Consider the following 20,818-nt stretch of genomic DNA (forward strand, 5'->3'; position numbering starts at 1 on the left):
CGACGTGGCTCCCAGTGCGGCGCAGCGTTGGATCGCCGGGCACCGTTCCGGCGTGAGGGTGGGCATCCTCACCTTCCTCGTCGCCGTGGTCGCCTTCGGGGGCTGGAGCCTGACGAGGTCGGAGGGTTCCGGAGGGTTCCGTGTCGTCCTGGCCCTGGTCCAGGTGGCGGTCGTCGGCTCGCTCCTGCTGAACCTCAGCGGGATCTGCCGCCACGTCGACCGGTGGGACGCCTCCCACGCCGCGCCGCAGGACCACTAGCGGAGGCGTCGCCCGCCACGACCCGGCGCCGCGCAGGCGCTCGTCGTCGTCCCTCAGCGGTTGAGGACGGCGGCGACCTCGGGGATCCTGTCGACGTACCCCGTGACGAGGTCCTTGGCGACGGTGACGCTGTCGACGAGCGGGTGCAGCGCGAAGGCGAGCACCGCCTCCTGCTTCGAACCGGTGAGGGCGGCGGCGATGGTGTGCCGCTCGACCTGCTTGACCTGGGCCATGAGACCGACCTGGTGCAGGGTCGGCTGCTCCGTGCTGAGCGGGTGCACGCCGTTGGCGTCGACCATCGTCGGCACTTCGACGACGGCGTCGTCGGGCAGACCGGCGATGGTGCCGCGGTTGCGGACGTTGAGGATCATCGTCTGCCGCTCGTTGCGGCTGATCGCGGCCATGACGCCGAGCGCGACGCCGGCGTACCCCTGGTGCGCGGGGTCCTGCTCGCGCTCGCGGTCGCGGGTCGGCTCGTCCTGGGTGCCGCCGTTGGCCTCGGCCATGTACGACGCGCTGCGGCGCTCGACGGTCTCCTTCCAGAAGGCCGCCACCCCGGGTCCGTACGACGCCGCCTTCGCGTAGAACTCGCCCTGGGTCCGGGCCAGGAAGTCGCCGCGGGTGGTGCCGGAGTCGATGATCGAGCGCACCGCGTCCCGGTTGAAGTAGTAGTAGAAGAGGTACTCGTTCGGGATCGCGCCGAGCGCGCGGACCCAGTCGAGGCCGAAGACCTGGCCCTCCTCCATCCGGCCCAGCCGGGCGTCGTCGGCGAGCAGCTCGGGCAGGACGTCGCGGCCGTCGTGCAGGACCCGGCGCATCCAGCCGAGGTGGTTGAGGCCGACGTAGTCCATCTGGACGCGGGTGTGGTCGAGCCCGAGCGCGCCGGCGACGCGGCGACCGAGGCCCGACGGGGTGTCGCAGATGCCGAGCACCCGGTCCCCGAGCACCGTCTGCATGGCCTCGGTGATGATGCCGGCCGGGTTGGTGAAGTTCATGACGAAGGCGGTCGGCGCCAGCTCCTGCACCGTGCGCGCGACGTCGAGCATGACCGGCACGGTGCGGATCGCGTAGGCCAGACCGCCCGGGCCGGTCGTCTCCTGGCCGAGCGTGCGCAGGTCGAGGGCGACGTGCTCGTCGCAGCGGCGGCCCTCGAGGCCACCCTCGCGGATGGCGGCGAAGACGAAGTCGCTGCCCTGCACGGCCTCGCGCAGACTCGTCGTCGCCGTGAGGTGCGGCGCGTCGGGGAAGCCGTCGGCGAGCTCGACGAGGATGGCGGTCATCGTGTGCAGCCGCGCCTCGTCGACGTCGTAGAGCGCGACCTCGGTGACCCGCGGGCTGCCGGTGTCGCGCAGGAGCGCCTGCCAGACGTACGGCGTCCGGAAACCGCCGCCGCCGAGGATGCTGAGCTTCATACGAGGATGACCTCTCCGCCGGCGGACCGGCATCGTTGCAGGGTGTCGTCGGGCGCGCCCGACTCGGTGACGAGGGTGTCGACGTCGCCCAGCGAGCAGATGCGCAAGGCACCTGTTCCCGGGAACTTGCTTCCTGTCGCGAGCAAGACGACCTTGTCGCTCGCGGCGATCATCGACTGCTTGATCGGCGCCTCGACGGCCATGTTGTCGACGACGTGCCCGTTGGCGCGGACCCCCGTGCAGGACAGGAGGACCAGGTCGGCGCTGATCTGGCTGAGGCCGAGCTCGGCGAGCGAGCCGACCAGGGTGCGGTAGTTGCGGCGCACGACGCCGCCGAGCAGGACCAGGCGCACCGCCTCGTCGTCGCGCAGCTCGTCGAAGACGGCGAGGTTGGAGGTGACGACGGTGACGTCGCGGCCGTGCAGCAGCCGGGCGACGTACGGCGTCGTCGTCCCGATGTCGAGCACGACGACCATCCCGTCGTGCACGAGACCGGCGGCGGCCGCCGCGACCCGTTGCTTCGGGCCGGCGTCGACATGGTCGGCGAACGCGCCCTCGACGTCGCTGCCGCCGTGCGGCTCGACCGTCGCGCGCGGGGTGAGGACGGCGCCGCCGTACGTGCGCACGAGCTCGCCGTTGCGGTCGAGCAGCTCGAGGTCGCGGCGGATCGTCGACTCGCTGACGTCGAGGGCCTGGGCCAGCTCGCGCACCGAGGCGGCGCCCCCGGCCCGCAGGGCCGAGACGATGCGGTTCTGCCGCTCCCGCAGGATCACGTCAGCGACTGTAGCCCAGACTGCGCGAAGTCGCGCAAGATCAGTCATCAGTGGTCACGAATCTGCGTCAAACCCTTGTCAGGACGCGCGAAGTCGAGCACAGTGGCCGCACTCTCCCACCCGCCGAAGGAGCAGCGTGACCGACCCGCGCACGACCACCGCCCCGCTGCTGTTCGCGGGCGACGTCTACTGCGACCTCGTCATGGCCGGCATCGACCTGCCCCAGCCGGGGACCGAGGTCTACGCCGACTCGTTCACCATCACCCCCGGCGGCGTCGCCAACCGCGCGGTCGCCGCCGCCCGGGTCGGCGCGCCGACCCGGCTGCTCTCCCGCCTCGGTGACGACCCGCTCGGCCGGCACGTGCACGCCCTGCTCGACGCCGAGACCGCCCTCGACACCTCGTGGCTCGAGCACGTGCCCGGCCACCAGAGCCCGGTCACCGTCGCGCTCACCGGCGCCCACGACCGCAGCTTCCTCACCTACCAGGAGCGGCTCGGTCACCTCGAACTGCCAGAAGACCACGGCCCGGTCGCCGCCACCCACGTCGGGGTGGGCAGCGAGGTGCCGCCGTGGGTGGCCCGGCTGCGCGCCGAGGGCACGACCGTCGTCGGCGGCGTGGGCTGGGACCCGACCGGCGAGTGGTCGAGCGACGTGCTGCACCGGCTGGGGCAGGTCGACGTCCTCGTCGCCAACGACGTCGAGGCGATGCGCTACACCCGCACCGACGACCCCGTCGCCGCGGCGCGCGCCCTGACGCCGTACGTCGCCCTCGCCGTCGTCACCCGCGGCCCGGCCGGCGTCGTCGCCGCGGGCGACGAGGCCCCCGGCGGGATCGTCGAGGTGCCCGCCCCACGCGTGGCCGTCGTGGACCCCACCGGCGCCGGCGACGTCTTCGCGGCCACCTTCATGGCCGCGGCCGCGTACGGGTGGGACCTCGCGACGCGGCTGCGGTTCGCCGCCCTGTGCGCCTCGGTGTCCGTCACGGGGTTCGGCGGCGCCGCCAGCGCGCCCACCCTCGGCGAGCTCCCCGCCCACGCCGCCCGGCTCGCCCCCGACGACGACTGGTCGTTCCTGCCCCGCACCGCGCCCGCCCCGCTCTCCGCGTGACCACCCCCGTCCCCGACCGAAGGACCCTGCCATGACCGCCCGTCGCACCACCCCCCTCGCCGCCGGCGGGGCCCTCGCGGCCCTCGTCGCCGTGTCGCTGGCCGCCTGCGCCCCCGGCCCGTCCAGCCCGGCCGGTGGGGGCGGCAGCGCCAGCCTGGCCCCCGTCTCGACCGCGGTGCCGACCGACAAGACGACGCTGACGGTCTGGGACCAGAACACCGACGGTGGCATCAGCGACGCGCAGGACCAGCTCAACAAGGCCTTCATGCAGAAGTACCCGAACGTGACGGTCAACCGCGTCTCGCGCTCGTTCTCCGACCTCAAGACGACGCTCAAGCTCGCGCTGTCCGGCGACAACCCGCCCGACGTCGTCCAGGCCAACCAGGGCTACCCGGACATGGGCGCCTTCGTCAAGGCCGGCTACCTGCGCCCGATGAGCGACTACGCGAAGCTCTACGGCTGGGACTCGTACTACCCCTCGAGCCTGCTCAAGCTCAACTCCTTCTCCGCCGACGGCAAGACGTGGCAGGGCGACAACCTGTACGGCGTCTCGCAGACCGGCGAGCTCGTCGGCGTCTACTACAACGCCGCCGTGCTCAAGAAGGCCGGCGTCAACCAGCCGCCGACGACCATCGACGAGCTGACCGCCGACATGGCCAAGGTCAAGGCGGCGGGCACGCTGCCGCTCAGCTACGGCGACGTCGAGAAGAGCCCCGGCATCCACCTGTACGGCGTCGTGCTGTCCGCCCTCGCGGGCGCCCAGTCGGTCACCGACCTCGTCGGTGGCAAGTCCGGCTCGTGGACCGACGCGAACCCGGTCAAGGCCGCGCAGACCATCACCGACTGGCAGTCCAAGGGCTACATCACGCCGGGGGCCAACGGGGTCTCGCGCGACGCCGCGGTGACCACGTTCGGCCAGGGCGGGTCCGCCTTCCTCATCACCGGCACCTGGTACCAGGCCACGCTGGAGAAGGCGCCCGCCGCGAGCGACCTGCGGTTCACCGCACTGACGCCGAGCGGGTCCTCGACCCCGGTGACGATGGGCGGCGAGGGGCTGGCCTGGGCGATCACGAGCAAGGCGAAGACGCCGGACGTCGCGGCGGCGTACATCGACTTCATCACCGACGAGGCGGCCAGCAAGGTCCTCGTCCAGACCGGCAACCTGCCGACCGTCGTCCCGTCCGGCGACAGCCCGAAGGAGGGCACGATCGCCGGCGACATCACGACGCGGTACCAGGCGATCTCGAAGTCCAACGGCATCACGCCGTACCTCGACTACGCGACGCCGACCTTCTACGACACCCTCACCGCCGGCATGCAGGACCTCGTCGCCGGGCAGGCCACGCCGCAGCAGTTCACCGAGAAGATCCAGGCCGACTACGGCGAGTTCGTCAAGTCCAACGGGTGACGCGGGTGTCGCGCACCAGCAGCTCGCGGCGCAGCCTGGCGCCGTACCTCTACGTGCTGCCGGCCTTCGTCGTCTTCGCGGTCTTCCTCGGCTGGCCCTTCCTGCAGACGCTGCAGTACTCGTTCTACGACTGGGACGGGCTGTCCGTCGCGACGTGGGCGGGGGTGCAGAACTACGCGGACGTCGTCAGCGACCCCGTGCTGCGCAGCGCCTTCGGTCACGCGCTCGTCCTCATGCTCTTCTACAGCGCGGTGCCGATCGTCGTGGCGCTCGTCCTCACCGGCGTCATCTCGCGGGCCAGCGCGCTGCGCGGCATGTCGGTCTACCGGACGCTGCTCTTCCTGCCGCAGGTCATCGCCTCGGTCGTCGTGGCGACGATCTGGGTCTCGATCTACAGCCAGGGCGGGCTGCTCAACCAGGCGCTGCGGCTCGTCGGGCTCGACTCGGTCGCGCGGGTGTGGCTCGGGGACTACGCGCTCGCGCTGCCGGCGATCGGCTTCGTCGGCACCTGGCTCAACATCGGGCTGTGCCTCGTGCTGTTCCTCTCCGGGGTGAGCACGATCCACCCGTCGCTCTTCGAGGCGGCCCGGCTCGACGGGGCGGGAGCGGTGCGCGAGTTCGTCTCCGTCACCCTCCCGCTGCTGCGAGGGCAGGTGGCGGTGGCGCTCACCCTCACCGTCGTGTCGGCGCTGAAGACCTTCGACCTGGTCTACGTGACGACCGGCGGCGGCCCCGGGACGTCGACGGTCGTGCCGGCGTTCGAGGCCTACAACCGGGCGTTCAACACGGGCAAGGTCGGGTCCGCGGCGGCGGTCGCCATCACCCTCACGCTGGTCATCCTGCTCGTCACCGTACTCATCAACCGGCTCTCGCCGCGCGAGACGTCCTAGGAGGCGCCATGCGGATGTCGTTGCGCGAGAGGGTCGTCGACCACACGATCCTCACCCTGTTCGCCCTCTTCGCGGTCATCCCCCTCGTCGGGGTCGTCGTCTCGGCGGTCACCCCGAGCGCGGCCAACGACGGCGGCTTCCACCTGCCGACGACGATCGACCTCGGCAACTTCGGGCTGGCGTGGACCGACGGGCACTTCGGCAGCTACATGCTGTCCAGCCTGCTCGTCACCGTCGGCGTCGTCGTCCTCACGACCGTGCTCGCCGTCCTGGCCGGCTTCGCGTTCGCCCGGCTGGAGTTCGCCGGGTCGACCGTGCTGTTCTTCGTCCTGCTGGCCGGGCTCATGCTGCCGAGCGAGGCGTTCATCATCCCGCTCTACTTCAACCTGCGCAGCGCCGGTCTGCTCGACACCTACGCGGCGCTCATCCTCCCGCAGACGGCGCAGTCGCTGGCCTTCGGGATCTTCTGGATGCGCAACACCTTCCGGGTCTTCCCGCAGGAGGTCATCGAGGCGGCGCGGCTCGACGGGGCGCGCGACCTGCGGCTGCTGTGGGGCGTCGTCGTCCCCCCGTCGCTGCCGTCGGTCGCCACCATGGCCGTGCTCGTGTCGATGTGGACGTGGAACGAGTTCCTCATGCCGCTGGTCCTCATCACCAGCGAGGACCACCGCACCGCGCCCCTCGGCCTGGCGTTCTTCAAGGGCCAGCACCTCACCGACTACTCGCTGTTGTCGGCCGGCGGCATCATCGTCGCCCTGCCCATCGTCGTCCTCTACGTCCTGCTCCAGAAGCGCTTCATCTCCGGCATGCTCGGCGGTTTCGCGGACCGCTGACACCCCACTTGTTGCCACTTTTCGCAACGGTACCGAGGGCGTACGCCCTCAGGACCCTCGCGAAAAGTGGCAACAAGTGGGGTTCTCCCAGGGTCGTTCTGCTGCGGGGGACGGCGGGGCGGACGATGATCCCGTCGTGAGCCCGACCACCGGGGGACCGGCACCCCAGGACGCGCCGTACGGCGTCCCGCCCCAGGACCGCGCGCCCGTCCCGCCGCCGCCGGGGTGGTACCCGGACGGGAGCGGCGGGCTGCGCTGGTGGGACGGGCGGGCGTGGTCGTCCGCAACGGCGCCGGTGCGTCCACCCGACCGCACCTGGGCGGTCCTGTGCCACCTGTCGTTCTTCGTCCTGCCGCTCATCGCGGCGATCGCGCTCCGGTTGACCGTCGGCCGGCAGCAGGACGAGTTCACCCGCCACCACACCACCGAGGCGCTCAACGCCCAGATCACCTGGGGCGTCGTGTGGAACGTCGTGGGGTTCGCCGGGTTCTTCTCGTCGTTCGGCATGATGACCCACCCCGGACCGACCACCGAGATCCCGTGGGGCTTCCTCGTCGCGTGGTTCGGCTGCGCGGCGAGCTTCCTCGTCATGCTCGCCTGCGGGATCACGGGCGCCGTCAAGGCCTCCCGGGGCGAGTGGTTCCGTTACCCGCTCTCGGTCCGCGTCGTCCGCGGTGCCCGACGCCGACCGCGACGGGGTCAGCTCCCGCGGTAGGTCGACCAGCCGAAGGGGCTGAGCAGCAGCGGCACGTGGAAGTGCTCGTCCTCCTGCCCCTCGGCGACCGTGAACGACACGACGGCCTCGGGGTAGAACCCGCGCACCCCCTGCGCGGCGAACCACGCGCCGGTGTCGAAGCGCAGCCGGTAGGACCCCGGCTCGAGCCCCTCCGGCGCCAGCGCCCGCACGCGGCCGTCGTCGTCGGTGTGGTCCTGCGCGAGGATCGCGCCGTCCCACGCGGACAGCCGCACGGACACCCCGACCGCCGGCCGGCCGGTGCTCGTGTCGAGGACGTGGGTGCTGAGGCTGCTCATGCGTCGCTCTCCCGTCGGTGCGCGGTGGTGGCGAGACCGGCGACCGCGCCCTCGAGGCGCAGCAGCGCGATCTCGCCGAGGTTGGCGACCGTCTCGGCGCGCTCGGTCGCGTCGTCGTTGCCGAGCCGCCGCTCGAGCTCGGCCAGCACCTGCGCGCCGTCACGGCCCGCGGCGCGCAGCAGGAAGACCCGGTCGAAGCGGGCCTCGTACGCCGCGTTGCCGGCGGCGAGCCGCTCGGCGAGCCCGTCGCCGGACGCGGTCAGCCCCGCCTGCTCGCGGCGCGAGTGCGCGGCGTCGTGCCCGGCGCCGGCGCGCTCGCCGAGCCGCGGGTGCCGGGCCAGCGCCGTCTCCAGCTCGCCGTCGGTCAGCTCGGCCGCCGCACGGGCGGCGTTGTCGCGCAACGGTTCCCAGGCGTCGTACGGGCGCCCGTCGGCGACCTGCGCCGCCCACCGGGGGACGGCGAGGCAGGTCCCGAGCAGCGCCAGCGCCTCCTCGCGGGGGAGCTCGTCGAAGGCCGCGACCCCGGCGGAGGCGCTCACAGGAACCCCGGCGTGCCGAGCCACGTGTCGCCGGCGTCGGACGCGTCCGAGCGGGTGACGACGGCCTCGATGAGCCCGTACGGCCGGTCGGCCGCGACGAAGACCTCGCCCGGGTTCTCCAGCCCGAACGGAGCGAGGTCGACGAGGAAGTGGTGCTTGTTGGGCGCCGAGAACCGGATCTCCGCGAGCCCCGCGTGCGCCTCGAGGACCGCGCGCCCCATCGCGTGCAGCGTCTCCTGCAGCGCACGGCTGTACGTCGTCGCGAACGTCTCGAGCAGCAGCGCGCGGACCGCGGCGTACGACGCGTCGGCGTCCAGGTGCGCGACCTGCTCCGGCGTCGTCACGTCGTGCCGCCACCGCACGGTGAGCGACGTCGCGAGGATGCGGTCGTGGGTCTCGGGCAGCGTCGTGTACTCGTCCTTGAGGAACCCGCGGAACTCGGACCCGGTGGTCTTGAGGACGACGAGGTCCTGCAGGCCGGAGACCACCCGCACCCGGCGGTCGTCGCCGCGGCCGTCGACGGTGACGACGACGGTGCGGACCTCGCCGCCGCGCCTCACGAAGGCGTGGTCGTGACCCGCGCCGCCGACGGGGATCCGGTCCCAGGCGTACTCCTCGACGGCGACCCGGGCCTGGCGCGCCGCCGGGGTGGCGTCGAGCAGCCGCCCGCCGAGCGCGACGGCGTACGCCTCGGGGGAGGCGACGCCGACCTCCTTCGCGTAGGCGAAGGCGGTGTTCTTCTGGGTGTCGGTCGGCAGCACCTGCGACTGGTCGCCGTGCGTGTGCGCCGCGGCGAAGTCGCCCCGCAGCGCCGTCGACACGTTGAGGTCGCGGATCTCGTGCCGGGCGGTGTCGCGCACGATGCGCACCACCCGGGTCTCGGCCTTGCCGTACTGGTTCGCCCCCAGGACGATCTCGCTCATGCCGGGAGGGTAGCGGCGCTCACCCACTGAGCGAGGCGAGCAGCGCGGCGCTGGCCTCGACGATCCGGGTCTGCGCGGTGGACCGGTCGGTGGTCGGCGTCCCGTCGCCGGGCTGGGCGCCGTAGTCGCCGAAGAAGGCGTGCACCGCGCCGGGCACGGCGGTGTACGTCGTCCCCGCCGGCAGCTTCGCCCGGCTCGCCTCGACGTCGGCCGGGGTGGTCAGGCCGTCGCGGGTGCCGGACACCGACGCGGCGCGCAGGCCGCTGCGGTCGGCCAGCGACGACAGCGGGTACGACGCCCACAGCAGCAGCCCGCCGATCCGCGCGTCGGAGCCGGCCTCCTGCCCCGCGACGACACCGCCGAGGCTGTGGCCGCCGACCGCCCAGTGCCGCACCTGCGGGTAGGCGTCGAGGACGCGGCCGGTCTCGCCGACCGCGAGGAAGGCGATGTCGAGCGGCTCCTTGACGACGACGACGAGGTAGCCCCGCGACGCGAGCCGGGCGAGCAGCGGGACGTAGGCGCGCGGGTCGACCTTGGCCCCGGGCAGGAAGACCAGCCCGGTCGTCGGTCCGGCGGCGCCGGTGTCGCCGGTGTCGCCGGCGGGTGGGGTGAGGACGATCCGGGTCGGGGAGTCCGCGACCCGGACGCCGTCGACCGACACCATCGCGCCGACGGCCTCCGGGCTCGCGGTCAGCGGCACGAGGTAGACGCACGCGCCGAGCACGGCGACGCTCACGACGGCGCCGAGCACCCGGCCGACCGCGGTGGCGACCCGGTGCCGGGCGGGGCGTCGGCGGCGTCGTGCGCCCGAGGCGAGCAGGAGGAGCCCGACGACGAGCACCGCGGCGAGCAGGGCGCCGTACGCAGGGTGGCTCTCGAGCAGCGAGCCGCGCGCCGCCCACGCGCACCCGGCGGCGACGAGCACCCACAGCACGCCCACCGCGGCGCGCCACCGGGTGAGCGGGGTGGGGCGGGGAGCGGCGTCGGGAACGTCGGCCATGCCGCCCAGCCTGCCATCGCTCCTATGCTGAGGGCGTGGCGACGTGGGAGCAGCTGGGCGACGAGCAGTTCGTCTCGATGACGACCTTCCGCAGGGACGGCACGCCCGTGCCGACCACCGTGTGGGTCGCCCGCGACGGCGACGACCTCGTCGTGACGACGATGGACGGCACCGGCAAGGTCAAGCGGCTGCGGCGCACCCCGCGGGTCGAGCTCGTGCCGTCGAGCCGCACCGGCCAGGTCGCCGCGGGCGAGACCCCGGTCGCGGCCGAGGGCGTCGTCTTCGACGACGGGGCCGGGCTGGACCGGCTGCGCTCGCTGCTCGTGGAGAAGTACGGGCTGCTGGCGCGCACGATGATGCTCGCGCAGAAGGTCACCGGCAAGGAGCCGAAGCGGGTCGGGATCCGCCTGCGCCGCGCGGCGTGACCGCTCCGGCGGCTCGGGCGTCCGTCACGGCCGAGCAGGCGGCCGAGCTGCTCGGGGTCCGGCTGCAGACGGTCTACGCGTACGTCAGCCGCGGGCTGCTCGCCCGCGACGTGCGGCGCGACGCCGGCGGTCGGCGGGTCTCCGGCTTCGACCGGGAGGAGGTGCTGCGGCTCGCCGGGGCCCGCACGCGGCACCGCTCGGGCTCGCTCGACGTCTTCGTCGAGACCGACGTCTCGACCCTCGACCCGCGGGGGCGGCTGGCCTTCCGCGGGGTGCCGCTCGACGCGCTGCTCGGACCGCCGGCGCGGCGCGTCGAGGACGTCGCCGAGCTGCTGTGGTCCGAGGACGGCCGGCTCGACGCGGGGGCGGGGTGGCGGCTCGACGACGGGTGGCGCGCGGTGGCGCGGCGGGTGGCGCAGGCCCTCCCGGACGGCGTTACCGACGCCGACCGGCTGCGCGCCGCGGTGCTCGCGCTCGCCGGGGCCGACCCCGACCGCGCCGACCTGGGGCGTGAGCACGTCGCCGCGGTCGGCCGCGCGGCGCTGCTCGCCGGGGTGGCGGCCCTGCCCCTGCGGGGTGAGCCGGTCGAGGACGGCGACCTCGAGCGGCGGCTGTGGCCGCGGCTCACGGCGCGGCCGGCCACCGAGGAGGGCCTCGAGGCGCTGCGCACCGCGCTCGTCGCCCTGCTCGACCACGAGCTCGCCGCGTCGACGATGGCCGTGCGGGTCGCCGCCGGCACCGGCGCCGACCCCTGGCTGCTGCTGTCCACCGGCCTCGCCGCGCTCGGCGGCCCACGGCACGGTGGGGCCAGCCGGGAGGTGACGCGGCTGCTCGCGCGGTGCGACGCCGGCGGTGGTGTCGACGCCGCGGTGGCCGCGGCGGTGGCGTCGTACGGGAGCGGGGTGCCGGGCTTCGGGCACCTCGTCTACACCGACGCCGACCCGCGCGCCGAGGCGCTGCTCGACCGGGTGGCGCGGCTGGACCCCGACGGGTGGCCGGTCGTCGAGCGGCTGCTGCTGCGCGTCGCCCGCGACCCCGGCCTCAGCCCGAACGTCGACCTCGGCCTCGCCGCGCTCTCCCGCGCCTGCGGGTTCGTCGACGGCGCGGGGGAGACGGTCTTCGCGCTGGCCCGACAGGTCGGCTGGCTCGCGCACGGCCTCGAGGAGGGTCCGCACGGGCTGCGCTTCCGCGGCCGCGCCGCCCCCTCCGCCTGACCTCTGCGTCCGAGAGGTCGGCGGCGGCAGCCACCAACACCTCGGACGCTACGGACGGGGTCGACGCAACCGGCATCAGCGGGCGGCGAGCGGCGGGACGGGCTGCGGCGGCGGCGGGCCGACGTACGCCGCGCTGGGGCGGATGATCTTGCGCTCGCGGGCCTGCTCGAGCACGTGCGCGGTCCAGCCGATCGTGCGGCTCACCGCGAACGTCGGCGTGAACAGCTCGCGCGGCAGCCCCACCTCGTGCATGACGACGCCGGCGTAGAACTCGACGTTGGCCCGCAGCACCTTCCCAGGACGGTGCTCGGCCAGCGACGCGTCGACCGCGGCCTCGGTCGCGACGGCGAGGTCGGCGAGGGGGCCGCCGAGCTCGATCGCCGTCTCGCGCAGCAGGTCCGAGCGCGGGTCCGGTCCGCGGTAGACGGCGTGGCCGAAGCCCATGATCCGAGTCCCCGCGGCCAGCTGCGCGTCGGCCCACGGCCGCGCCCGGTCGGCCGACCCGATCTGGTCGAGCGCGTCGAGCGCCCGGCTCGGCGCCCCACCGTGCAGCGGCCCGGAGAGGGCGCCGAGCGCGGCGACGAGACAGGCCGCGACGTCCGCACCGGTCGAGGCGACGACCCGCGCGGTGAAGGTCGACGCGTTGAAGCCGTGGTCGACGGTGAGGCACAGGTAGCGCTCCAAGGCCCGTACGGCGCGCTCGGACGGCTCCTCGCCCGTCACGAGCCACAGGTGGTTGGCGACGTGCCCGAGGTCGGCGCGCGGGGCGATCGGCGCGAGCCCCCGCGACCGGCGCCAGGCGCCGGCGACGAGGACGGGCACGAGCGCGGCCAGCCGGACGGCGTCGCGCTCGCGCTCGGCGGCGTCGAGGTCCCACAGCGGGCGGAGGCCGAGCAGCCCGCCGGTGGCGGAGAGCGCCGTCCGCAGGCCTGTCATCGGGTCCGCGGGGGCGGCGGCGGCGACGGCGTCCAGCCCGGCGGCGAGCGCCTCGGGCAGGTCCCGGGTGGCGGCCAGCTCGGCGCGGAAGCCATCCAGCTCGGTGGCGTCCGGCAGGTGCCCGCGCACGAGCAGGTGCCAGACCTCCTCGAGCGAGGTGGCCCGCGCGAGGTCGACGGCGGAGTACTGGCGGTAGTGGAAGAAGCCCTCCTCGCCGCGCACGTCACCGAGCTCGGTGGAGGCGACGACGACGCCTGCGAGACCGGGCGGCAGGGGCGTGGGGGCGGCGGTCGTGGTGGTCATGGCGCCACGATGCGCCGGGGAGGCGACGGGGCCGACGTTGACGGCGTCAACGTCGGCCCCGTGGGCCGGACGTCCGCACCGAGGAGGCACCGGTGCCTCCTCGGTGCGGACGTGACGGGGTCAGTGGGTGATGGCCGGGCTGCTCGTCGTCGGGGTGGCCGGGCCGATGATCGGGTAGGTCGCGACGAGGCCCTGCTGGTTCAGCACCCACACCGCGTTGGTGTAGCCGGGGTAGATCGCCACGGCGAAGCCGCCACCGGGCTGGGCGGTGATGGCCGGGCTGCTCTTGCCCAGGCCGATGTTCCAGTCCTTGTAGCCGGCGGCGCCGATGGTCCACAGGTCCGCGTTCGGCGGGGAGAACACGGTGTTGGTCGCCAGCGCCAGCTCGACCCCGCCGCCCTCGAGCCGCGTGATCGACGGGCTCGTGCCCTCGTAGATCCCGACCTTCCAGTCCTTCACGCCCGCGGGGCTGACGGTCCACACGCTGTTGCTCGGCTGGGAGCCGCTCGCCGGCTGCTTGCAGTTGGTGTAGGTGATGTCGACGGCGACCTGGTAGCTGGCCCTGCCCTGGGTCGTGATCGACGGGCTCGAGGGGCGGCACATACCGAAGCCCCAGTTGCGCCCGCCGGCGTCGCCGACGGTCCACAGCGTGCCGGCGTTGGACTGGAAGGCGATCTCGGTGCCGCCCTGGGGCAGGCCGACGATCGAGGGACTGGTGCCGGGCATCATCCCCAGCGGGTAGGTCTTGGTGCCGCGGGTCCCGACGACCGCGAGCGCGCCGCCGCTGGTCTGGTAGGCGACCTCGTACCCCCCGCCGGTGAGCGCGGCGATGGCCGGGCTGGTGCCGGGGGCCATCGTGACGTGCCAGTCCTTGTTGCCCGCGGCGCCGAGGGTCCACAGGTCGTCCTGGTAGTTGACGTGGACGGCGACCTCGTAGCCACCCGGCACCGTGGCGATGGACGGGCTGGTGCCGGTGGCGGCGCCCGTCTGCCAGTCGTACTGCCCGCGCCAGGGCGAGGTGCCCCAGGTGAGCACGTCGTGGGCCTGACCGCTGAGGCTGGCGACCTCGTACGAGGTCGACGCCGTGACGGCGGCCTTCGGGACCGCGGCGGCGTTCGCGGGCTTCGCGCCCTGGGTCGTCGAGGTGTCGGCGGTCGCCGACGCAGCACCCCCGACGGCGGCCAGGGCGGTGGTGAGGACGCCGGCGACGGCCAGCACGCGGGTGCGGTGCCGGCCTCGCCGTGAGGCCGGGGACGGGGCGGAGGTGGTGCTGTGCGGCATGAGAAGCCTTCCCGAGATCGGAGTGAGCGGACCGTCCGGCCCGTTCTGCAGGGAGGACTCCGTGCGCACCGGCCTGGTTGTCGTCGGCTCGGTCACGATCAGGTCATGGTTTGGTCTCGAAACCTTCAAGGCCGTTCAGCAGGTCCGGACGTCCGCACCGAGGAGGCACCGGTGCCCCCTCGGTGCGGACGCGAGGGCGGTCAGCGGGTGATGGCCGGGCTGCTCGTCGTGGCGACGGCGGGGCGGGTCGCGAAGTACGTCGCGACGAGGCCCTGCTGGTTGAGCACCCACACCGCGTTGGTGTAGCCGGGGTAGATCGCCACGGCGTAGCCGCCACCGGGCTGGGCGGTGATGGCCGGGCTGCTCTTGCCCACGCCGATGTTCCAGTCCTTGTAGCCGGCGGCGCCGATGGTCCACAGGTCGGCGTTGGGCGGGGTGCCGGTGAAGTTGGTCGCCAGCGCCAGCTCGACGCCGCCGCCCTCGAGCCGGGTGATCGAGGGGCTGGTGCCCTGGAGGATCCCGACCTTCCAGTCCTTGACCCCGCCGGGGCCGACGGTCCACACGCTGTTGCTCGGGTGGGGGCTGTACAGCACGTCCTTGCAGTCGGTGTAGGTGATGTCGGCGGCGACCGTGTAGCTCGCCTTGCCCTGGGTCGTGATCGACGGGCTCGAGGTGCGGCACATGCCGAAGCCCCAGTTGCGCCCGCCCGCGTCGCCGACCGTCCACAGCGTGCCGGCGTTCGACTGGAACGCGATCTCGGTGCCGCCCTGCGGCAGCGCGACGATCGAGGGGTTGGTGCCCGGCATCATCCCCAGCGGGTAGGTCTTGGTTCCGCGGGTCCCGACGACCGCGAGCGCCCCGCCGCTGGTCTGGTACGCGACCTCGTAACCCCCGCCGGCCAGCGCCGCGATGGCCGGGCTGGTGCCGGGGGCCACCTTGACGTGCCAGTCCTTGTTGCCCGCGGCGCCGAGGGTCCACAGGTCGTCCTGGTAGTTGACGTGGACGGCGAGCTCGTAGCCACCCGGGACCGTCGCGACGGCCGGGCTCGTGTTGGCAGCGGCGCCCGTCTGCCAGTTGTACTGCCCGCGCCAGGCGGAGGTCCCGAAGGTGTAGAGGGCGCTCTCCTGCCCGCTGAGGGCGGCGACCTCGTAGGTCGTCGACGCAGTGACGGCGGCCTTCGGCACCGCCGCAGCGTTGGCGGGCTTGGGCGGCGTGGACTCGGCCGGGGCGGCCGAGGCGGCCCCGACGGCGGTCAGACCGAGCGCCAAGGACCCAGCGAGGGCCAGGAGCACGGTGGAGCGGACGGGGGTCGTGCGGTTCAGCATGAGGAACCTTCCCGAGACAGGAGTGCCAGGCCGGTCGGCCTGCCACACCGGGAGGACTCCCACCCCCACCCTCGGGTTGCTTCCCCGAAGGTCACGATCCCGTCAGCATTCGGCAAACACCGGGGCGCGTCCGCTCCTGCCTTCGCTCGGGTCCGTCCCGTCGGCCGACGGCCGGAGATGGGAGAGCCAGGCGTGGTCGGGAGGCAGACCGGTGCACGACATCCCACTGCCGGCCATGGCGCTGCAGCGGACGAGAACTCAGACGCGGATGACCTCGAGCGCGCCCAGCTCGGCGAGGACGTCGAAGTCGGTGTCCTGGGTGACGACGGGAACCCCGTTGGCGAGCGCGGTCGCGGCGATCCAGAGGTCGTTGACGTTGATCCTCCGTCCGGCCTCGTGGAGCCGGACGCGCAGCTCGGCCCAGCGCAGGGCAGTCCCGGCGTCGACGGGAAGCGCGCGGACGCCGGCCAAGGCGCCGACCGTCGCCATCCTCCGGCTGCGGGTCGCGGTGTCGGGGGCCGCGAGCACGCCGGCCTGGAGCTCGGCGAGGGTGACCACCGAGATGAGCGCCTCGTCCGGCAGCAGGTCACGATCGACGGGGCGTCCCGACTCCCCGGCGATCCAGACACTCGTGTCGAGCAGCCCGGCGCTCACGCGAGCCCGTCGAGCTCGTCGGTCGAGCCGGCTCCGATCCAGGCGAGGTCGTCGACCAGCGTGGGGTCGGGCGACGTCGCCCCCGGCCCGCGGCCGATGATCGCCTCGACCTCGGCCCTCGTCAGGTGCGAGCGGAGGCTCCCCTCCGGCGGCCCAATCTGGGCGACCACCTTGCCGTTCACCGTGACCGTCACGGTGTCCCCGGCCGCCACCTGGTCGAGGACGCTCCTCGTGTGGTTGCGCAGGTCCCGCGACGCGATCGTCGTCATGTGCGCAACCGTAGCACTTCTGCCACAGGCGGCTGCCGCATCCGGAGACAGGGAGACGTCCGCATCGTCGGGGCACCGGTGCCCCGACGATGCGGACGTCGAGGGTGGGTCAGGAGCCGGTGGGCGGCAGGACGTCGACCTGCGCCGCGACGCCGTCCTTGCTCAGCAGCCCGACCGGGCAGGTCAGGCCGTTGGGGCCGTGGTTGCAGTAGCCGCCGGGGTTCTTGTGCAGGTACCCCTGGTGGTAGTCCTCGGCGAGCCAGAACGTGCCGGCGTCGGCGGCGGCGCGGATCTCCGTCGTGATCTGCCCGTAGCCGTTGTCGTCGAGCTCCTTCTGGAACGCGTCGCGGGTCGCGACGGCGGCGCGCTCCTGCTCCGGCGTCGTCCAGTAGATCGCGGAGCGGTACGTCGTCCCGACGTCGTTGCCCTGACGGTTGGCCGTCGTCGGGTCGTGGTTCTCCCAGAACGCCTTGAGCAGCAGCTCGGCGCTCGTCCTCTCCGGGTCGTAGACGACCTTGACCGTCTCGGCGTGCCCGGTGCGCCCGGTCACCGTCTCCTCGTAGGTCGGGTTGGGCGTGTAGCCGCCCATGTACCCGACGGCGGTCGTCCAGACGCCGGGCTGCTTCCAGAAGATCCGCTCGACGCCCCAGAAGCACCCCATGGCGACGTAGATCGTCTCGAGCCCCTCGGGCGTCTCGCCCTCGATCGGCGTGCCGAGCACGACGTGGGTGGGGCTGACGGCGAAGGGCCGGGTCTCGCGGCCGGGCAGCGCCTCCTCGGGGGTCACCATCTCGGTCTTCCTGCCGAATCCGAACATCTGCGCCTCACTCCTCCCGGGCCGGGCTGGTCGCCGGTCCTCGCAGCGGTCAACGAGCGGGACGGGGTGACCATTCCGCCGGAAACCGGCTCGCGCCCGGCCCGTGGCGTAGGCCACGCTGGGGCCCGTGGAGCTCCTCGACCTCGACCTGCTCGACCCGACCCGCGAGGACCTGGTCCGGTCCTGGTACGACGTCCTCGTGGCCGACGGCCGGGCGCGGATGGGCGACCTCGCGAGCACCTGGGCGCTGCACGAGCTGCGGACGCTGCAGCAGGACCCGGCCCGGCCCCGGCGCAGCTGCGTCGCCGTCGAGGACGGCCGCGCCGTGGGAGCGGCGTGGGTGATCCTCCCGCAGCGGGACAACCGCGACGTCGCCGAGCTGGCGGTGTGGGCCCACCCGCGGCACACCGGCCGTGGTGTCGGGTCGGCGCTGCTGACCCACGTCGAGGAGGTCGCCCGCGCGGAGGGCCGGACCGTCCTGCAAGCCGGCAGCGAGTCCCTCGTCGACACCAGCGACCCGGCGCGCGCCTTCGCCCCGGCGCACGGCTACGACCAGGCCCAGGTCGTCCTGCGCAGCGCGCTCGCCCTCGGGGACGACGAGGCGTGGACGGCCAGGATGGCCGAGGTCGCGGCCGGCGGCGGGGCGGCCGCGACGCCCGACCCCGACGCCGTCCGGCTCGAGTCGGTGACCGACCTGCCGCCCGAGGACTGGTACGACGGCCTGGCCCTGCTCAACCGGCGGATGAGCACCGACGCACCGATGGGCGACATGGTGCTCGAGGAGGAGGACTGGGACGCCGAGCGCGTGCGGTACACCTCGCACCGCGCCCTCGACATGGGCCGGCGGCTCGCGACCACGGTCGCGTTCGACCGGGCCGGCGCCATGGTCGGCTACACCGAGGTCGGCGTCTCCTCCGGCACCCCGCACCTGGGCTACCAGGGCGCGACCCTCGTGCTGCGCGAGGCCCGCGGGCAGCGGATCGGCCTGCGGCTCAAGGCCGCCAACGCCCTCCACCTGCGCCGCGAGCTCCCGCAGGTCACGTCCGTGCGCACCTGGAACGCCGAGGAGAACGCGCCGATGCTCGGCGTCAACCGCTCCCTCGGGTACGTCGTCGACGGCGTCCAGCGCGAGTGGCAGAAGCGGGTGACCGCGTGAGCGCCCTGCGCGTGGTCGCGGTCGACGTCGCCTCGAGCGACCCGGCCCAGGAGGCGCTGCTGCGCGGCGGCGTCGAGGTGCACAACGCGAGCCAGCGCGAGCGGTGGGGCGACACCGGCCGGCTCACCTCGGTCGAGCACGAGCGGTCGGAGGCGGCCGACGACACGTCCGCCTCGAGCGCGTACGTCGTCCTCGACGGACCGGGCGGGGCCACCGACGACGTCGTCGGCTGGGCCACCGTCGACGTCCCGCTGCGCGACAACCCCGACCTGGCCTGGCTGCACCTCGTGGTCCACCCCGACCACCGCCGGCGCGGCGTCGCGAGCCTGCTGCTCGGCGCCGCCGAGGACGTCGCCCGCGACGCCGGCCGGATCCTCGTCGGCAGCTCCTCCGTCCCGGTCGGCCAGGACGACCCGGCCGAGCCGGTCGCGGCCCGGCACGGCTACGTCGTCGGCCAGGAGATCCACCGCAACACGATGGAGCTGACCCACGACGACGCCGAGCGCACCCGGCTGGAGGGACTCGCGGCGGGGGCCGACGGGTCGCCGTACGGGCTCGAGGTCGCGCTCGACTCGCCGCCGGAGCACTGGTGGGCGGGGATGGCCGAGCAGTACCGCCGGATCTCCACCGACGCGCCCGCCGGCGACATCCCCTATGGCGAGGAGGACTGGGACGCCGACCGGGTCCGCGCCAAGACCGCCCGGGCGCTCGCGGCGGGGGCGCACCTGGCCTGGGCGGCCGCGTTCGCCCCGGACGGGTCCATGGTCGCGCTGACCGAGATCGAGACCAACCCGACCGACCTGGCGACGGCTCAGCAGGACACGACGCTCGTCCTGCGCGAGCACCGCGGGCACCGGCTCGGGCTGCGGGTCAAGGCGGCCAACGCCCTCCAGGTGCTCGACCGGCTGCCGCAGGTCGCCCGGGTGACGACGTGGAACGCCGTCGACAACGGCCCGATGATCGCGACGAACACCGCGCTGGGCTACCGCGCCACCGGCCGCGTGAGGCAGTGGACGAAGGACCTGCGCCCGGCCCGTTAGCCTGACGCCATGACCTCCGAGCACCACCCGCAGCAGCCGCAGCAGCAGCACCAGCAGCAGGGGTTCGCCACCCGCGCCATCCACGCCGGCCAGGACCCGGACGCCTCGACCGGCGCGGTCGTCACCCCGATCTACCAGGTGTCGACGTACAAGCAGGACGGCATCGGCGGGCTGCGCGGCGGCTACGAGTACTCGCGCTCGGGCAACCCGACCCGGAACGCGCTGGAGGAGTGCCTCGCCGCGCTCGAGGGCGGCGAGCGCGGCTTCGCCTTCGCCTCGGGGCTCGCCGGCCAGGACACCATCGTCCGCTCGCTGCTCTCGCCCGGGGACCACCTGGTCATCGGGGACGACGCGTACGGCGGCACCTACCGCTACGTCTCGCGGGTGGCCGGCCCCGCCGGGCTGGCGCACTCGGTCGCCCCGACCGGCGACCTCGACGCCGTCCGCGCCGCGATCCAGCCCGGGAGGACCAAGCTGGTCTGGGTCGAGACCCCGAGCAACCCGCTGCTGGGCGTGAGCGACATCGCCGCGCTGGCCGAGATCGCGCACGAGGCCGACGCGCTGCTCGTCGTCGACAACACCTTCGCCACCGCCTACCTGCAGAACCCCATCGCGCACGGCGCGGACGTCGTCACCCACTCGACGACGAAGTACTCCGGCGGCCACAGCGACGTCGTCGGTGGTGGCGTCGTCGTCCGCCGGGACGTCGCCGTCCCGTCGATGAAGGACGCCGCCGACCGGATCGCGTTCCACCAGAACGCGATCGGCGGCGTCGCCGGACCGTTCGACAGCTGGCTGGTCCTGCGCGGACTGAAGACCCTCGCCGTGCGGATGGAGAAGCACTGCGACAACGCCGAGGCCGTCGTGCGCCACCTGCAGGCGCACCCGGCCGTCGAGAAGGTGCTCTACCCGGGGCTGCCCGAGCACCGCCACCACGACGTCGCCGCTCGGCAGATGCGCCGGTTCGGCGGCATGGTCTCGGTGCTGCTGCGCGGCGGCGAGGACGCCGCCGTGCGCGCCTGCGGTGCGACGACCGTCTTCACCCTCGCCGAGTCGCTCGGTGGCATCGAGTCGCTCATCGAGCACCCGTTCCGGATGACGCACGCCTCGGTCGAGGGCACCGACCTCGAGGTGCCGCGCAACCTCGTGCGCCTCTCGGTCGGCATCGAGGACGAGGCCGACCTGCTCGCCGACCTCGACGTCGCGCTCGCGGCCGGCTGA

Annotated in this window: 23 protein-coding genes; 11 read left to right on the forward strand and 12 right to left on the reverse strand. The window is 73.8% G+C overall.

Annotated features, from left to right (window positions below; translation table 11 throughout):
• The first annotated feature begins 52 nt into the window (after window positions 1-52).
• Window positions 53-259 carry a hypothetical protein gene (locus FB458_RS11805; RefSeq protein WP_141848664.1) on the forward strand — a complete coding sequence of 69 codons (207 nt, stop codon included), beginning with the start codon at window positions 53-55 and terminating at the stop codon, window positions 257-259.
• Between the two features lie 53 nt (window positions 260-312).
• Here FB458_RS11805 and FB458_RS11810 read toward each other — a convergent pair whose 3' ends face one another.
• Both FB458_RS11810 and FB458_RS11815 read right to left on the reverse strand, forming a co-directional pair.
• Window positions 313-1,671 carry a 6-phospho-beta-glucosidase gene (locus tag FB458_RS11810; protein WP_141848665.1) on the reverse strand — a complete coding sequence of 453 codons (1,359 nt, stop codon included), beginning with the start codon at window positions 1,669-1,671 and terminating at the stop codon, window positions 313-315.
• Window positions 1,668-2,444, reverse strand: coding sequence for a DeoR/GlpR family DNA-binding transcription regulator (locus FB458_RS11815; protein ID WP_141848666.1), 777 nt, complete (start codon window positions 2,442-2,444; stop codon window positions 1,668-1,670). Before FB458_RS11815 ends, FB458_RS11810 begins: the two co-directional genes overlap by 4 nt.
• A 136-nt stretch (window positions 2,445-2,580) precedes the next feature.
• Here FB458_RS11815 and FB458_RS11820 point away from each other — a divergent pair, with 136 nt between their 5' ends.
• From FB458_RS11820 to FB458_RS11840, 5 genes are all read left to right on the forward strand, one after another.
• Entirely contained in the window at window positions 2,581-3,552 is a 972-nt protein-coding gene (locus FB458_RS11820; protein WP_170185658.1) for a carbohydrate kinase family protein, read from the forward strand.
• A 31-nt stretch (window positions 3,553-3,583) separates the two neighbouring features.
• Window positions 3,584-4,960, forward strand: a complete 1,377-nt coding sequence (locus tag FB458_RS11825; protein WP_141848668.1) for an extracellular solute-binding protein — start codon at window positions 3,584-3,586, stop codon at window positions 4,958-4,960.
• A gap of 5 nt (window positions 4,961-4,965) precedes the next feature.
• The gene (locus FB458_RS11830; RefSeq protein ID WP_246061179.1) at window positions 4,966-5,850 is read left to right on the forward strand and encodes a carbohydrate ABC transporter permease; all 885 of its coding nucleotides are present in this window, start codon (window positions 4,966-4,968) and stop codon (window positions 5,848-5,850) included.
• Between the two features lie 8 nt (window positions 5,851-5,858).
• A complete protein-coding gene (locus tag FB458_RS11835) occupies window positions 5,859-6,683 on the forward strand; it encodes a carbohydrate ABC transporter permease (RefSeq protein ID WP_141848669.1) in 825 nt (274 codons plus the stop codon).
• Window positions 6,684-6,819: 136 nt separating this feature from the next.
• Entirely contained in the window at window positions 6,820-7,398 is a 579-nt protein-coding gene (locus tag FB458_RS11840) for a magnetosome magnetite crystal formation protein family (RefSeq protein WP_170185659.1), read from the forward strand.
• Here the strand turns inward: FB458_RS11840 and uraH are convergent.
• Genes uraH through FB458_RS11860 form a run of 4 tightly spaced genes read right to left on the reverse strand, consistent with a single transcriptional unit; the run spans window position 7,383 to window position 10,177 of the window.
• Complete coding sequence (gene uraH, locus FB458_RS11845; protein ID WP_141848671.1) at window positions 7,383-7,715, reverse strand: hydroxyisourate hydrolase; 333 nt, start codon at window positions 7,713-7,715, stop codon at window positions 7,383-7,385. The genes FB458_RS11840 and uraH overlap by 16 nt on opposite strands.
• A complete protein-coding gene (gene uraD, locus FB458_RS11850; RefSeq protein WP_141848672.1) occupies window positions 7,712-8,254 on the reverse strand; it encodes a 2-oxo-4-hydroxy-4-carboxy-5-ureidoimidazoline decarboxylase in 543 nt (180 codons plus the stop codon). The genes uraH and uraD overlap by 4 nt, the downstream gene beginning before the upstream one ends.
• On the reverse strand, window positions 8,251-9,177 hold the full coding sequence (pucL, locus tag FB458_RS11855; protein ID WP_141848673.1) for a factor-independent urate hydroxylase: 927 nt from the start codon (window positions 9,175-9,177) through the stop codon (window positions 8,251-8,253). The genes uraD and pucL overlap by 4 nt, the downstream gene beginning before the upstream one ends.
• Window positions 9,178-9,196: 19 nt before the next feature.
• Window positions 9,197-10,177, reverse strand: coding sequence for an alpha/beta hydrolase (locus FB458_RS11860; protein WP_141848674.1), 981 nt, complete (start codon window positions 10,175-10,177; stop codon window positions 9,197-9,199).
• A gap of 35 nt (window positions 10,178-10,212) precedes the next feature.
• Between FB458_RS11860 and FB458_RS11865 the strand changes: the two genes are divergently transcribed.
• Both FB458_RS11865 and FB458_RS11870 read left to right on the forward strand, forming a co-directional pair.
• A complete protein-coding gene (locus FB458_RS11865; RefSeq protein ID WP_246061180.1) occupies window positions 10,213-10,602 on the forward strand; it encodes a PPOX class F420-dependent oxidoreductase in 390 nt (129 codons plus the stop codon).
• Entirely contained in the window at window positions 10,599-11,816 is a 1,218-nt protein-coding gene (locus FB458_RS11870) for a citrate synthase (protein ID WP_141848675.1), read from the forward strand. Before FB458_RS11865 ends, FB458_RS11870 begins: the two co-directional genes overlap by 4 nt.
• Window positions 11,817-11,891: 75 nt before the next feature.
• Here the strand turns inward: FB458_RS11870 and FB458_RS11875 are convergent, their stop codons facing one another.
• The 6 genes from FB458_RS11875 to msrA form a co-directional block, all read right to left on the reverse strand.
• Entirely contained in the window at window positions 11,892-13,055 is a 1,164-nt protein-coding gene (locus FB458_RS11875; RefSeq protein WP_141848676.1) for a citrate/2-methylcitrate synthase, read from the reverse strand.
• 120 nt (window positions 13,056-13,175) lie between these two features.
• Entirely contained in the window at window positions 13,176-14,336 is a 1,161-nt protein-coding gene (locus FB458_RS11880) for a hypothetical protein (protein ID WP_141848677.1), read from the reverse strand.
• 200 nt (window positions 14,337-14,536) lie between these two features.
• Window positions 14,537-15,661 carry a hypothetical protein gene (locus FB458_RS11885; protein WP_141848678.1) on the reverse strand — a complete coding sequence of 375 codons (1,125 nt, stop codon included), beginning with the start codon at window positions 15,659-15,661 and terminating at the stop codon, window positions 14,537-14,539.
• Between the two features lie 258 nt (window positions 15,662-15,919).
• Window positions 15,920-16,315, reverse strand: a complete 396-nt coding sequence (locus FB458_RS11890) for a type II toxin-antitoxin system VapC family toxin (protein ID WP_211356020.1) — start codon at window positions 16,313-16,315, stop codon at window positions 15,920-15,922.
• Complete coding sequence (locus FB458_RS11895; protein WP_141848679.1) at window positions 16,312-16,584, reverse strand: type II toxin-antitoxin system Phd/YefM family antitoxin; 273 nt, start codon at window positions 16,582-16,584, stop codon at window positions 16,312-16,314. Before FB458_RS11895 ends, FB458_RS11890 begins: the two co-directional genes overlap by 4 nt.
• Window positions 16,585-16,693: 109 nt before the next feature.
• Window positions 16,694-17,374 carry a peptide-methionine (S)-S-oxide reductase MsrA gene (gene msrA / locus FB458_RS11900; protein WP_246061181.1) on the reverse strand — a complete coding sequence of 227 codons (681 nt, stop codon included), beginning with the start codon at window positions 17,372-17,374 and terminating at the stop codon, window positions 16,694-16,696.
• A 154-nt stretch (window positions 17,375-17,528) separates the two neighbouring features.
• Between msrA and FB458_RS11905 the strand changes: the two genes are divergently transcribed.
• Genes FB458_RS11905 through FB458_RS11915 form a run of 3 tightly spaced genes read left to right on the forward strand, consistent with a single transcriptional unit; the run spans window position 17,529 to window position 20,818 of the window.
• The gene (locus FB458_RS11905; RefSeq protein WP_141848681.1) at window positions 17,529-18,557 is read left to right on the forward strand and encodes a GNAT family N-acetyltransferase; all 1,029 of its coding nucleotides are present in this window, start codon (window positions 17,529-17,531) and stop codon (window positions 18,555-18,557) included.
• Window positions 18,554-19,597, forward strand: coding sequence for a GNAT family N-acetyltransferase (locus FB458_RS11910; protein ID WP_170185660.1), 1,044 nt, complete (start codon window positions 18,554-18,556; stop codon window positions 19,595-19,597). Before FB458_RS11905 ends, FB458_RS11910 begins: the two co-directional genes overlap by 4 nt.
• Before the next feature lie 9 nt (window positions 19,598-19,606).
• Window positions 19,607-20,818, forward strand: coding sequence for a cystathionine gamma-synthase (locus FB458_RS11915; RefSeq protein ID WP_141848683.1), 1,212 nt, complete (start codon window positions 19,607-19,609; stop codon window positions 20,816-20,818).

It is taken from the genome of Lapillicoccus jejuensis, from assembly GCF_006715055.1.
Lineage (GTDB): Bacteria > Actinomycetota > Actinomycetes > Actinomycetales > Dermatophilaceae > Lapillicoccus > Lapillicoccus jejuensis.

What these genes read in the sequence shown, in the direction of transcription:
- FB458_RS11810 (WP_141848665.1), bottom strand. Translation starts at nt 1,671, where the DNA reads ATGAAGCTCAGCATCCTCGGCGGCGGCGGTTTCCGGACGCCGTACGTC.
- FB458_RS11825 (WP_141848668.1), top strand. Translation starts at nt 3,584, where the DNA reads ATGACCGCCCGTCGCACCACCCCCCTCGCCGCCGGCGGGGCCCTCGCG.
- FB458_RS11835 (WP_141848669.1), top strand. Translation starts at nt 5,859, where the DNA reads ATGCGGATGTCGTTGCGCGAGAGGGTCGTCGACCACACGATCCTCACC.
- uraH (WP_141848671.1), bottom strand. Translation starts at nt 7,715, where the DNA reads ATGAGCAGCCTCAGCACCCACGTCCTCGACACGAGCACCGGCCGGCCG.
- pucL (WP_141848673.1), bottom strand. Translation starts at nt 9,177, where the DNA reads ATGAGCGAGATCGTCCTGGGGGCGAACCAGTACGGCAAGGCCGAGACC.
- FB458_RS11860 (WP_141848674.1), bottom strand. Translation starts at nt 10,177, where the DNA reads ATGGCCGACGTTCCCGACGCCGCTCCCCGCCCCACCCCGCTCACCCGG.
- FB458_RS11875 (WP_141848676.1), bottom strand. Translation starts at nt 13,055, where the DNA reads ATGACCACCACGACCGCCGCCCCCACGCCCCTGCCGCCCGGTCTCGCA.
- FB458_RS11880 (WP_141848677.1), bottom strand. Translation starts at nt 14,336, where the DNA reads ATGCCGCACAGCACCACCTCCGCCCCGTCCCCGGCCTCACGGCGAGGC.
- FB458_RS11885 (WP_141848678.1), bottom strand. Translation starts at nt 15,661, where the DNA reads ATGCTGAACCGCACGACCCCCGTCCGCTCCACCGTGCTCCTGGCCCTC.
- FB458_RS11895 (WP_141848679.1), bottom strand. Translation starts at nt 16,584, where the DNA reads ATGACGACGATCGCGTCGCGGGACCTGCGCAACCACACGAGGAGCGTC.
- msrA (WP_246061181.1), bottom strand. Translation starts at nt 17,374, where the DNA reads ATGGTGACCCCCGAGGAGGCGCTGCCCGGCCGCGAGACCCGGCCCTTC.
- FB458_RS11915 (WP_141848683.1), top strand. Translation starts at nt 19,607, where the DNA reads ATGACCTCCGAGCACCACCCGCAGCAGCCGCAGCAGCAGCACCAGCAG.